This is a genomic window from Acidovorax sp. (genome assembly GCF_016783915.1).
Lineage (GTDB): Bacteria > Pseudomonadota > Gammaproteobacteria > Burkholderiales > Burkholderiaceae_C > Acidovorax.
In genome coordinates this window covers 1-12,452 of the sequence record NZ_JADHVT010000014.1, presented here as the reverse complement: position 1 = coordinate 12,452, position 12,452 = coordinate 1, and the positions used below count along the sequence as shown (strand labels likewise).

The following is a 12,452-nucleotide window of genomic DNA, read 5'->3' as shown; positions in this document are numbered from 1 at the left end:
GCTCTTGCGCCTGTCTGCATTGCAAAACCAGCTATCAATATGGAAGCAATCAATGGCTTTCTGCCGAAGCAGCGGACTTGGCAGTGATCACATTGGCCCGGCTGTTGGCATGGTCCTGCCAGAACGACAGCTTGCTGTATTGCTCGAACAAGTCCGGCGGCAGAATGGTCTCGCGCCGCTGCAGTCCTACCTGCGGGCGTACCTGGTGCAGTCCGTGCAGGCCCAGTGCTTCGTCAAACTCCGGTGCGTCGTATTTCACCTGCTCGAAGTCGTGTGCAAATTCGGGCTCGCCCAGAAACTGGTAGATCAGCGGCAGCACTTTGTGCGGCGCCTGCGCGAGCAGGTCGTAATCCACCAGCAGCAGTGAGCTGGCGTGTTCGCCGTAAAAGGCTTCCTTCAGCGCTGTCCACGGGTAGCCCACCATGCGGTTGCGCTGGGCCAGGGTCTCCACACGGCTGTAGACCGTGTTGCGTTCAGTATCGTCGTTAAAGAGGCGGGTGATTTCGTAAGGGTTGGCGCGGTACCTGCGCTCTATGCTGTCCATCACCCATGCCACGTTGCGCACGCAGGCAATCAGTTTGGCCCCAGGAAACAGGTCCATGAGCGCAGGCATCTGCGCGCTCCACATGCGGTTGGTGTCAAAGATGACGTCCTTGTGACCGGCCTGGTCTGCGTAGTAGCTTTCAAACAGCCCCCGCGACAGCCGCCTACGTTGCTCTTTGGTGACCACCGGCCCAAATTCGCTTCCCGCACCCAGCTGGTTGAGCATGTTGCGAAACAGCCCACCCACCGGGCTGGTCATGCCTGCGTGAAAGCGTGGGTTCTGCAGCAGGAGTGCCGACAGCAGTGTGGAGCCAGAACGCGGCAGGCCGGCAATGAAGTGGTAGCGCAAGGTTTGTGGTGTGTTCATGTAGATTGTTCGGGTGTCGCGCTCCAGCCATTGAGCATCCGCTGCACGGCCTGGCCCACTTCGATCACGCTGGTGTCCAGGCGAAGCGCTGGTGCATCAGGCTCCTCGTAGGCCGCGTGTATGCCTGTCATCTGTGTCAACTGATTGGCACGCGCCTTGGCATACAGGCCCTTGGGGTCTCGCTGTTCGCAGATTTCCAGCGGAGTGCTGACGTGGATTTCAAAGCATCGCTGCGTGCCTATCGTGGCGTAGGCAGCAGCACGTGCAGTGGATGCGGGGGAGACCATAGCAACGATGGCGTGAATGGCATTGGCGTTGAGCATCTGCGCAAGGTGCGCTGCACGGCGCACATTTTCTGCACGACTTGCTTCGTCAAACCCCAGGTCTGTGCACAGCCCTTGGCGCAGTTCATCGCCATCAAGAACGCAGGCAGGTTCTCCGCGCATACGCAGCGCATCTGCCAATGCCTGAGCGAGGGTGGTTTTACCGGAGCCTGGCAGGCCCGTGAGCCACCAGGTGGTGGCCATCTGTTGTTTCATGAAGGTGCGTCGCCTTTGAACTGGTCCACCTACAACGCGAGCAGGATTCGCGTGGAGACTCAAACGGCAGGCAAAAGAGAATTAACAATTCGGAGACTGTGGTTTTACCGAATGTCTTCACCCTTGTCACTCTTTGTTTTTCAGAGCAAAGCGAGGGGCAGTCGCAAATTCATCCAAAACTTGAGTGCCGCCGCATGTGCGGCTACTTCCTTTGCTGCGCGACTGAGGCACATCATGCAATTTGGAACAAAAAACTTCTTTGCGGCACGGGATGACATCGCCGCGAATTGAGGGACTGCAAAGACAGCTCTGAAATTTAAACGTTAGTAATGAAAAAAGTCACGGCACTCCCACCCACATAAGCAGATTCGCTTACTAGGGTTTTCACGGCCCTCGCCCTACAATCGCAGACCCTTACAAAGCTGACAGCCTGCTGCAGACCCACTGGAGTACGGTTTTGGCCCCCACCCCTTGAGTTGGAGACACTGAATGCCCGAGAACATCACGGCCCAGAACAACGACAACAACAACGATTCCGACAAGCGTGCCCAGTTGCGCCGTGCCGCTCTCGAGTACCACGAGTTTCCCAAGCCCGGCAAGCTGGCTATTGCCGCCACCAAACAGATGATCAACCAGCACGATCTCGCGCTGGCGTACTCGCCCGGTGTGGCAGCGCCCTGCGAAGAGATCGTCAAGGACCCAGCCAACGCCTTCCGCTACACCTCGCGCGGCAATCTGGTGGCCGTGATCACCAACGGCACGGCCGTGCTGGGCCTGGGCGACATCGGCGCGCTGGCGTCCAAGCCGGTGATGGAAGGCAAAGCCGTTCTGTTCAAGAAGTTCGCGGGCGTGGACGTGTTCGACATCGAGATCGACGAGAAGGACCCAGCCAAGCTGGTGGAAGTGATTGCCGCGCTGGAACCGACCTTTGGCGCCGTCAACCTCGAAGACATCAAGGCCCCGGACTGCTTCTATGTGGAGCGCGAGCTGCGCAAGCGCATGAAGATTCCGGTCTTCCACGATGACCAGCACGGCACGGCCATCACGGTGGCGGCCGCCATCGTGAATGCGCTGAAGGTGGCGGGCAAGAAGATCGAAGACGTGAAGCTGGTCACCAGCGGCGCGGGTGCGGCGGCTCTGGCCTGCCTGAACCTGCTGCTCAAGGTGGGCGTGCAGCGCAAGAACGTGTTCGTCACCGACCTGGCTGGTGTGGTCTATGAAGGCCGCGCAGAGCTGATGGACGACGACAAGCGTCAGTTCATGCAGAAGACCGACGCACGCAAGCTGGCGGAGGTGATGGTGGGTGCAGACGTGTTCCTGGGCCTGTCGGCAGGCAATGTGCTCAAGCCCGAGATGGTCGCCACCATGGCCGAGCGGCCAGTGATCTTTGCGCTGGCCAACCCCAACCCCGAGATCACGCCAGAGCTCGCTCACAGCGTGCGCGGCGACATCATCATGGCCACGGGCCGCTCGGACTACCCCAACCAGGTCAACAACGTCCTGTGCTTCCCGTACATCTTCCGCGGCGCACTGGACTGCGGCGCCACTACCATCACCGATGAGATGGAGATCGCAGCAGTACACGCCATCGCCGAGCTGGCCCAGGCTGAGCAGAGCGAGGTGGTGGCAGCGGCCTACGTAGGCGAGAAGCTGACCTTCGGACCTGAGTACCTGATTCCCAAACCGTTCGACCCGCGCCTGATGATGAAGATCGCGCCGGCCGTGGCCCAGGCCGCCATGGACAGCGGCGTGGCACAGCGCCCCATCGCTGACATGGACGCGTACCGCGACCGGCTGCAGACCTTTGTGTATGCCTCCGGCACGACGATGAAACCCATCTTTGACGCGGCCCGCAATGCCGCCAAGAAGCGGGTGGCCTATGCGGAAGGGGAAGAGGAGCGCGTGCTGCGCGCCGCGCAGATCGTGGTGGACGAAAAAGTGGCCCGCCCCACCTTGATTGGACGCCCCGCCATCATCGCCCAGCGCATCGAAAAGTTTGGCCTGCGCCTGAAGGAGGGCGTGGACTACGACGTGGTCAACACCGACTTCGACCACCGCTACCGCGACTTCTGGCAGACCTACCACCGCATGACCGAGCGCAAGGGCATCACCCAGCAGGTTGCCAAGATCGAGATGCGCCGCCGCCTCACGCTCATCGGTTCGATGATGCTGCACAAAGGCGAAGTCGACGGCCTGATCTGCGGTACCTGGGGCACCACGGCCAACCACCTGATGTACATCGACCAGGTCATCGGCAAGCATGCAGGCGGCGCCGACAGCACTGAGCAGGACGTGCCTGTGTACGCCTGCATGAATGGCCTGATGCTGCCAGGCCGCCAGGTGTTCCTGGTGGACACGCATGTCAACTACGATCCCACGCCACAGGAACTGGCCGAGATCACCGCCCTGGCCGCTGAAGAAATGATGCGCTTTGGTATCAAGCCCAAGGCTGCGCTGCTGTCGCACTCCAACTTCGGCACCAGCAACAGCCCTAGCGCCGTGAAGATGCGTCGGACGCTGGAACTGCTGCGCCAGCAGGCGCCCTGGCTGGAAGTGGACGGTGAAATGCACGGCGACGTGGCGCTGGACGGCAAGGCCCGCTCGGCGCTCATGCCCAGCAGCGAACTGACCGGCGACGCCAACTTGCTCGTGTTCCCCAACATCGACGCCGCCAACATTGCCTACAACCTGCTCAAGACCGCAGCAGGCGGTGGCATTGCCATCGGTCCCGTACTGCTGGGCGCTGCCAAGCCGGTTCATATCCTGACACCCAGCGCTACCGTGCGTCGTATTGTGAACATGACAGCACTCACCGTAGCCGATGCCAACGCCTTACGGTAAGCCTTCAAACAATAGCAAGCGCTAACTTAAATCCCTTGCAAAGCCCTTCAGCGCCTGCCCAATCTTTGTGCAGGCGCTTGCTTTTTGGGGACCATTGAGCGACACTAGCAGGTCGAAATTTCGGGTTAACCCGTAGTTTCTGAAAGGTTCGTTGATGCTGAAGGCTGTAGCCACCCGGGCGCGCAAAGCAGGGTTATTGTGTGTTTTGGGTGTTGCTTTCGTGCTGTCTCCGGTTGCGGGACATGCCCGGAAATCCCCGTCCACCGACGGGTCCATCACCCCCATCGCACTGGCCGAGTTGCCGCCTCAAGGGCGGACAACGTATGCGCTGATCCGTGAGGGCGGGCCCTTTCCGTACGACAAGGACGGATCGGTTTTTGGCAATCGCGAGCGGCTGTTGCCCGCCCAAAAGCGGGGCTATTACCGTGAATACACCGTCAGAACGCCAGGATCGCGCGACCGGGGAGCCCGGCGCATCGTGTGTGGCGGCAAGCCCCGGACCCCGGACGCCTGCTACTACACCAGCGACCACTACGCCAGTTTTCGCGAGATCGTCGAGTAACCCCCAATGCGGTGTGCGCCAACCAGCCCATCCCTGAAAGCGTACGCCGCGCCCCATTGAATTCCCCATTCACAGGCCGCATCCTGCAGCCTTGTGAGATGCCAGAAGTTTGTGGACTTTATAAAGAAAGAGTAGCGGAGATGCAGACGCCACTTCGTAAAGACCTGGAAACGCCACTGCGTGGCGTGCGCACCAACATCGTGCAGTCCATTCGCGCCTTCCGCGTGCAGGACTTGCAGGATGCAGCCACCTCCATGGGTCATCATTTCTTGTACGCCAACCTGGCCCACGCGCAATCCAAGCAGGATGTGCTGGACCTGATTGCCGGCCAATTCACGTTTCCATCGCACTTCGGCAAGAACTTCGATGCGTTGTACGACTGCATGACAGACCCCTTGCACAAATCGGGCCCACAGCCTGGTTTTATTGTGGTGCTGGAGCAGATTCCTGCCACGGGCAAGTTCGACAAGGAAGCACGCGAGCAGCTGCTCGACATCTTCCGTGACGCTGCCGATTACTGGGGTGATCGCAAGATCCCCTTCCGGTGTTTCTATTCTTTTCTGTAGCCCGTTCTGCATCCACCAGCCAAGCAGAACGGGCGAACGAGGCTAGCGACACCCAAGCCCTAGAAGGCATCGAGATCAACGGCGAACCCGCTGAAAAGATGCCCACGGACAAGCTCGTGGACGTGTCGCCCATGGCGCTGCGCATGAGCAGCCCCTTCAATGCCGGGTATTGGCTCAGCGCCGCCTGAATTCGGTACTTACCCCTGAGGCGCTCCGCGCCTTCCCCCTTTTCTCGAATCGCTTACGCGATTCGGGAAGGGGGACGACACCAGCGCGGCGGGGCGGCCCTTGCGCGGTGTCTCTGGTCTGGGCCGTGCCGGTTGCCACGGTAGCGACGAAATGAGGCGCCGAAGCTACAAGCGCGACGCCATCGCAGGCAGATTGAGCAGCATCGCCCGATAAGCCATCGCATCTACAACCAAAATGGCGCCTTGCGCTCGACCATCAAGCGCCGAAAGCTATCAATTTAAGAGCAAATCTGCGCCAGCGCTACGTATTCGGCCACGGGCACTTCCTCGGCGCGGCGCTGGGTGTCGAAGGTGCCAGTGAACTGACGGGCTTCGAGCCAGCGGCCCAGGGTGTGGCGCAGCAGCTTGCGGCGCTGGCTGAAGGCGACCTGGACCAGTTCCTCCAGCAGGGGCACCGACAGGGGTGCAGGCTCTGCGTGCGGCACCATGCGCACCACGGCGCTGTCCACGCGCGGTGGCGGGTCGAAGCTCTCGGGCGGCACAAACAACACGTTTTCCATGGCGTAGCGCCACTGCAGCATGACCGAAAGGCGCCCGTAGTCGCTCGTGGCGGGCTGGGCCACCATGCGATCGATCACCTCCTTTTGCAGCATGAAGTGCTGGTCTTCGATAACCTGCACATGCGCCAGCAGGTGAAACAGGATGGGCGTGGAGATGTTGTACGGCAGGTTGCCCACCACACGCAGGCGCAGATCAGGCTGCGCGGCTTTCTCGCGCAGGGTCTGTGCCAGCGCCGTGAAATCCACCTTGAGCACATCCGACTCGATCACATCCAGTTGACCATGCAGGCGCAGGCGCAATGCCAGATCGCGGTCCAGCTCGATGACCGTAAGACGGCCCAGGCGCTCAACCAGGGGCTGGGTCAGCGCGGCAAGACCGGGCCCGATCTCGACCATGGGCTGGCCGGGCAGCGGGGCGATGGCCTGCACGATGTCATCGATGATGCCCTTGTCGGACAAAAAATGTTGCCCAAAGCGCTTGCGGGGAATGTGTTTCAACGCGGCCTTACCTGTTGTCGTGTCTGAGGTTGTTCGGGTCGGGAACAGTGTGCGTTGCACTCACTGGGGCGGCTCGCGGTACTCGACATACGCACGTCCGCGCAGCTCCTGCGCCCAGGTGGCGTAGGCTTCGTCGAGCTTCTTCTCGCGCACCGTGCTGCGGGCCATTTCGCGCTGCTCGCGCTGGGTGAGCTTGGCCTCACGGCGTTCCAGCAGCTGGATCAGGTGCACGCCAAAACGAGAAACCAGGGGTTCGCTGATGTCGCCGGGCTTGAGGGCGTCCAGCGCCTGCTCGAACTCGGGCACATACCGGCCAGGGTTGGCCCAGCCCAGATCGCCGCCCTCCTTGGAGCTGCCGTCCTGCGAATGCTCGCGCGCCAGGGCTGCAAAGTCGGCCTGCCCCGCCAGCACGCGGCGGCGGTAGTCGGCCAGGCGCGCGGCGGCGGCAGCTTCGGACAACTGAGGGCCCGTGCGCAGCAAGATGTGGCGCGCGTGGTTTTGCACTACCGTGGTCGGCATACCCGCCGTCACACGTTCCACCACCTTGAGCACGTGAAAGCCCGCTGGCGAGCGCACCGGGCCCACGATGGAGCCCACAGGCAGGCCGAGGGTGGAATTCACAAACAATTCTGGATAACGATCCGCAGGCCGCAGGCCCAGCAATCCACCGGCGCGCTGGCCTTCAGGTGCATCCGAGAACTCGCGGGCGACCGCCGCAAAGTCTTCGCCTGCGCGCACCTTGTCGGCCGCGCGCTGTGCCCGTGCCTGCCGCTCAGCTACCTGCGCGGGGGTGGCGTTTTCAGGTACCAGCACCAGCACATGGCCGAGGTTGATCTCCATGGCGGCGACATCCGTGCCCTTTTGCTCTTCACGCAGGAACTGGTCCACGTCCAGATCGCTCACCTTCACCCGCGCTTCGACTTCGCGCTCGCGCAGGCGCTGCTGCAGCAGCTGGTTACGCAGCTCTTCGCGAAACCGATCCTTGCTCATTCCGTCGCGGGCCAGGCGCGCATACAGCTCGTCCACCGTCATGTCGTTCTGGCGGGCCACGCCCTGCTCGGCCTGCGACACGGCGAAGTCATCGACTTTGATACCTGATTCGCGGGCCTGCTGCAGCTGCACCTTCTCCAGAATGATGCGTTCGAGGACTTCGCGAGCCAACGCATCACGCGGCGGCATGGCGCCGCCTTGTTTGGCGATCTGCGCCTCGGCACGTGCCAGGCGCGAGCGCACCTCGTAGTTGGTCACGGGCTCGGAGTTGACCACCGCCACGATGAAATCGGCCGAGCGCGGGGCCGTACTGGCGGAAGGCGCGGGCAGCGTGATGGAGGGCACAGCCGCAGGGCGCGCGGTCGGCGAGGAGGACAACCCCGTCTTGCCCGAAGACGAGGCCCCCAAGGGGCGCAGGCCCTGGGCCGCAGCGCCTTGCGCCACGAGGGATGCCAACGCGGCGGTCAAGGCCAGTGCGAGTACACGGTGATTCATGGTCTAGTCGTAGTTGCTGAAGCGGCTGGGCGTGGAGACCTGCTCGCGCAGGTTTTGGTAACGCGGCACATTTTGCTTGAAGGAGTCGAGCGGGCTGGAGCCCAGGCTCAAGCGGGAGAAGCCCACAAATTCGATCTGGAACAGCAGGCGCGTGTTGGAGCTGGTCACGCTGCTTTGCAGGCGCTCCAGCACCACGCGTCCGATCCAGCAGCAGCTGTCGTACTCGAAGCCCACCACGGTGTCCACGAGTTTGCGGTCCTGAAGGCTGTAGTTCAGGCGGCCCACGCTGTACCAGCGCCCGCCGCCCTGGCCACGGCCTGCGCCCAGGTCCTTGCCCTTGTCACCCCACAGGTCGTTCAGCGGCCACTGCCAGCCGATGTCAATCTGCTCGCTGGTGCCGCGCTGCAGGCGGTAGGCCGCGCTCACGGTGCGGTAGTTGCTAGGGCTGTAGCGCGCGCCGATGGTCGAACGGATGGACTGCCCGGTCTTGGGGTTGTACTGCACGGTGGAGTCAAAGCCCCACTGCGGTGTCCAGTTGATGCCAGCGCCCAGCAGCAGGTCCGACAGGCGCTCACTGACCGGCGCGCCCCCTGGCAGGGTGACCTTCTGGTCCGAGAAACGCACCCGCTGGGCAATGCCGAAGCGCGCTGCCTGGGCACCGGTGTCGGGATCCAGCAGGCGTGTCGTCACGCCCAGGGTCAGCAGGTTGTTGTCGGCCAGCCGGTCGTTGCCGCCAAACGCGTTCTCTGTGTAGATGGTCGCGAAATTGAAGTCATTGGCCGCTGTGTCGTACACCGGCAGCATGCTCTGGTCGCGGTAGGGCGTGTAGGTGTAGAACGCCCGGGGCTCCAGTGTCTGCAGGAAGGCGCGGCCAAAGTAGGCGGTGTCGCGCTCGAACACCAGGCCGCTGTCCAGGCTAAAGGTAGGCAGCGTGCGGCTGGCCGAGCGCTGGCCGTTGGACAGGGCCGAGTCAAACTGATACTGCGTAGCATGCAGCTGCAGGCGCGGGGTGATGAAGCCACCCGGCGACAGGAAGGGGCGGCTGATCTGCGCCATGGCGTAGCTGCGATCGGCATTGGGCTGGCCCGTGAGCGCGCGGGCCGCTTCGAAGCGCGTGGTGTCCAGCTCCACGCTGGCATCGAATCCGCCGCCCAGCTGTGAGGGGTTGTAGCGCCATTGCACCTGCGGCATGCGGTCGTACGGCGGCACGATGGGCGAGCTCACGTCTTGCAGCGTCTGCCACTTGAGCGTGCGCACGGTGGCCGACATGTCGTTGCGGCCCCAGGACAGGATGGCATCGTTGGGCAACAGGCGCTGGCGCAATTGATCAGTGGCACGGCTGAAGTCGCGCCAGTAGTTGTCATCACTCACGCGGTTGAGGTTGAGGTTCAGCCCCAGCCCGCCGATGCCGGTGTCGAACGCGCCCTCGTGTTTGCCGCTGAAGCTCCAGCGCACACGGTCGCGCAGGCGGTCGGTGGGCATCACATCGGCACTGATCTGGCCTTTGTAAGTTGGCTCCAGGTAGCGGAACTCGCCGCCCACGTTGGCGCCGCGCTTGGTCATGAGCGCGGCGCGCAAGGTGGCATCGCGGTTGGGCGCGATGTTCCAGTAGTACGGCTGCATGTAGGTCACGCCGTCGCGGCTGTCGAGCCCGACGGTGGGCGGCAGCAGGCCGGACTTGCGCTTTTCCGACAGCGGGAAGGTGATGTACGGAATGGGCAGCACCGAGATGCCCTTGAACTCCAGCACCGCATCTTCGGCGGTGCCCACCTCTTCCTCGTTGTCGATGCGGATGGTGGCTGCGCGCAGCACCCAGTCGGGCTGCCAGCTCTCTTCGTTGCCACGCTCGCAGGTGGTGTAGGTGCCGTTGTGCACCACGGCACGGTAGCGGTCTACAAAGTCCACCCGCGTCGCATCTCCATGCGCCTGCGTGGCCAGGAAGCGGTAGCGCGCGTCGCTGAAGAACCCCTCGAAGGCCTCCACCCGCAGCTCCAGCGCTGTGCCTTCATACACATTGCCCGCGCGGTTGATGCGCACCTTGCCGTTGGCCTTGGCCAGGTCCTCGGGCACGTTGTAGTCGAGCCGGTCGGCGCGGATGACCGTGTCGCCCCGGCGCAGCTCGGCATTGCCTTCAATCAGGGCATTGAGGTCGGTCTGGCCGCTGATGTGGTCGCCCTTCACAAAGACGGGCAATTGCGAACGCACGGCGTCGGGAATCTTTTCCTGCAGCAGGGGCGAGGTGCGCAACGCTGGGGGTGCGTCCCAGGCGCTGGGCGCTGCTGCAGCCTGCGCCAGGGCCGCCAGCGGCAGGCCGCACCAGGCCAGCGCGACGCCCACGGCCAGGGCACGGGGCACGGGGGGCCGCAGCCGTGCAGACTTCGCCATGGCGGGCCGGGCGCGAAGGGAGGTGAGGTTCTGCACGGTGAAGGGCTGGCAGCGTGGCACGTGGGGTGTTGGGGGGCGGTAGCGGACGAAGGGGCCCACCGTGGCCAGCGCGCAGCGCCGGCCCACAGTCGGTTTGTAAAATCGGATTATCCATGAGCCACCCCATCCCCCCATCACCCGCTGGCCAGCCCCTGGGCGCCACCGTGGCCGCACCTGCTGCGCCCGCCGCCTCCACCCCTGTCAGCTGGCCTGATGCCGCCCGACGCACGGCCTTTGAGGCCTGGTTGGCTCCCCTGACTGGGCCCCACCAGTTGTTGCCCGCGACGCTGCGCCCCGCGTCGGCCGATGCGAGCTTTCGACGTTACCTGCGCATCGACAGTGCGTCGGGCGCCAGCCGCATCGTCATGGACGCGCCGCCCGACAAGGAAAACTGCCGCCCGTTTGTGCAGGTGCAAGGCCTGATGGCCGCCGCTGGGCTGAACGTGCCCGACATCCTGGCGTTCGATGAGCCAACTGGCTTCATGCTGCTGTCCGACCTGGGCCACCAGACGGTGATCGAGCGGCTGAACCCCGAAAAACCCCAGGACGCCTACGCCTGGTACCAGCAGGCCACCGACGTGTTGCTGCAATGGCAAAAGGCGTCCCAACCCGGCGTGCTGCCCCCCTACGACGACGCATTGCTGCGCCGCGAGCTGGCACTGTTCCCCGACTGGTACATGGCCCAACACCGCGCAGTCACGCTGGACGACAAGCAGCAGGCCACGCTGCAAAGCGCCTTTGATGCCATCGTGGCGCACAACCTGGCGGCCCCGCAGGTGTATGTACACCGCGACTTCATGACCCGGAACCTGATGGCGCCCGTCGAAGCAGGCGCGCCGCTGGGTGTACTGGACTTTCAGGACGCCGTGTACGGCCCCATCACCTATGACATCGCCAGCCTGCTGCGCGATGCATTCATCAGCTGGGAAGAGGAATTCGTCATCGACATTACAGTGCGTTACTGGGAGAAGGCGCGCAAGGCCGGGCTGCTGGGCGCGCGCAGCGCCAGCGGCTGGGGCGATGACTTTGGTGAGTTCTACCGCGCGGTGGAGTGGATGGGCCTGCAGCGGCACCTCAAGGTCGCCGGCATTTTTGCGCGCCTGACCTTGCGCGACGGCAAGCCCAAATACCTGGCCGATGCGCCCCGGTTCATGGCCTACATCCGCGCCACGGCCAACCGCTACCGCCAGCTGGGGCCGCTGCTCAAGATGCTGGACCAGATCGAAGGCACCGAGCCCGTGGTGGGCTTTGCGTACGGCCGCATGTAGCCGCACCCGTCGCATGCACACGCGGCACACCCGAGAAACCAAGCAAAACCCGGCTCAAGCGCAGACAAATCATGCGCCAGTAGCTATTACAAAGATAGCAAATGCCCCGTTTCCATTGCCCGGCCCCACTGGCCACCAGCGCCGAGCTGGACCTTCCCCCGGGCGCTGCACGCCATGTGCAGGTGCTGCGCCTGCAGCCCGGCGACAGCATCACCTTGTTCCACGGCGGACAGAACGCGGGCGACCCGGGCGGCGAGTTTGACGCCACCGTGCTTAAGATGGGCCGCAGCGATGTGCGCGTGCTGGTGGGGGCGCACCACGCCATCGACCGCGAGGCGCCCCGCGCAGTGCACCTGCTGGCGGGCATCACCGCCAACGAGCGCATGGACTGGCTGGTCGAAAAAGCCACCGAGCTGGGCGTGGCCAGCATCACCCCGCTGGTGGCCGAGCGCAGCGTGCTCAAGCTCAAGGGCGAACGGGCCGACAAGAAGATCGCCCACTGGCAGGCCGTAGCCGTGGCCGCCTGCGAGCAATGTGGCCGCAACCGCGTGCCCCTGGTGCACCCGGCCATCGATCTGGCTGGCTGGCTGCGTACACCAGGGCAAGGGCAG

General features: G+C 63.6%; 11 protein-coding genes. 6 read left to right on the top strand and 5 right to left on the bottom strand.

What is annotated here, in order from left to right; genetic code table 11:
* Positions 1 to 49: 49 nt before the first annotated feature.
* On the bottom strand, positions 50 to 910 hold the full coding sequence (locus ISS20_RS05035) for a sulfotransferase (RefSeq protein ID WP_291434312.1): 861 nt from the start codon (positions 908 to 910) through the stop codon (positions 50 to 52).
* Entirely contained in the window at positions 907 to 1,512 is a 606-nt protein-coding gene (cysC, locus tag ISS20_RS05030) for an adenylyl-sulfate kinase (RefSeq protein ID WP_291434310.1), read from the bottom strand. The genes ISS20_RS05035 and cysC overlap by 4 nt, the downstream gene beginning before the upstream one ends.
* Positions 1,513 to 1,938: 426 nt before the next feature.
* On the opposite strand from cysC, the gene ISS20_RS05025 reads away from it, so the two are divergent.
* The 4 genes from ISS20_RS05025 to ISS20_RS05010 all read left to right on the top strand — a co-directional run bounded on the left by ISS20_RS05025 (position 1,939) and on the right by ISS20_RS05010 (position 5,606).
* Positions 1,939 to 4,290 (top strand): NADP-dependent malic enzyme, encoded by a 2,352-nt coding sequence (locus ISS20_RS05025; RefSeq protein ID WP_291434308.1) that lies wholly within the window; start codon positions 1,939 to 1,941, stop codon positions 4,288 to 4,290.
* 154 nt (positions 4,291 to 4,444) lie between these two features.
* Positions 4,445 to 4,852 (top strand): ribonuclease, encoded by a 408-nt coding sequence (locus ISS20_RS05020; RefSeq protein ID WP_291434306.1) that lies wholly within the window; start codon positions 4,445 to 4,447, stop codon positions 4,850 to 4,852.
* Between the two features lie 140 nt (positions 4,853 to 4,992).
* Positions 4,993 to 5,418 carry a barstar family protein gene (locus tag ISS20_RS05015; RefSeq protein ID WP_010464776.1) on the top strand — a complete coding sequence of 142 codons (426 nt, stop codon included), beginning with the start codon at positions 4,993 to 4,995 and terminating at the stop codon, positions 5,416 to 5,418.
* Entirely contained in the window at positions 5,397 to 5,606 is a 210-nt protein-coding gene (locus tag ISS20_RS05010) for a hypothetical protein (RefSeq protein WP_291434297.1), read from the top strand. Before ISS20_RS05015 ends, ISS20_RS05010 begins: the two co-directional genes overlap by 22 nt.
* Positions 5,607 to 5,884: 278 nt before the next feature.
* Here ISS20_RS05010 and rsmA read toward each other — a convergent pair whose 3' ends face one another.
* From rsmA to ISS20_RS04995, 3 genes are read right to left on the bottom strand one after another with little or no spacing between them, the layout of a single operon-like run.
* Positions 5,885 to 6,664 carry a 16S rRNA (adenine(1518)-N(6)/adenine(1519)-N(6))-dimethyltransferase RsmA gene (gene rsmA, locus ISS20_RS05005; RefSeq protein WP_291434296.1) on the bottom strand — a complete coding sequence of 260 codons (780 nt, stop codon included), beginning with the start codon at positions 6,662 to 6,664 and terminating at the stop codon, positions 5,885 to 5,887.
* A 60-nt stretch (positions 6,665 to 6,724) separates the two neighbouring features.
* Positions 6,725 to 8,149: a peptidylprolyl isomerase gene (locus ISS20_RS05000; RefSeq protein WP_291434294.1), complete on the bottom strand. Its 1,425-nt coding sequence runs from the start codon at positions 8,147 to 8,149 to the stop codon at positions 6,725 to 6,727.
* Between the two features lie 3 nt (positions 8,150 to 8,152).
* Entirely contained in the window at positions 8,153 to 10,534 is a 2,382-nt protein-coding gene (locus ISS20_RS04995) for an LPS-assembly protein LptD (RefSeq protein ID WP_291434293.1), read from the bottom strand.
* Positions 10,535 to 10,686: 152 nt separating this feature from the next.
* Here ISS20_RS04995 and ISS20_RS04990 point away from each other — a divergent pair, with 152 nt between their 5' ends.
* Complete coding sequence (locus ISS20_RS04990) at positions 10,687 to 11,841, top strand: phosphotransferase (RefSeq protein WP_291434292.1); 1,155 nt, start codon at positions 10,687 to 10,689, stop codon at positions 11,839 to 11,841.
* 101 nt (positions 11,842 to 11,942) lie between these two features.
* Positions 11,943 to 12,452: 16S rRNA (uracil(1498)-N(3))-methyltransferase (locus ISS20_RS04985; protein WP_291434291.1), on the top strand; the 510-nt coding region annotated here is incomplete at its 3' end.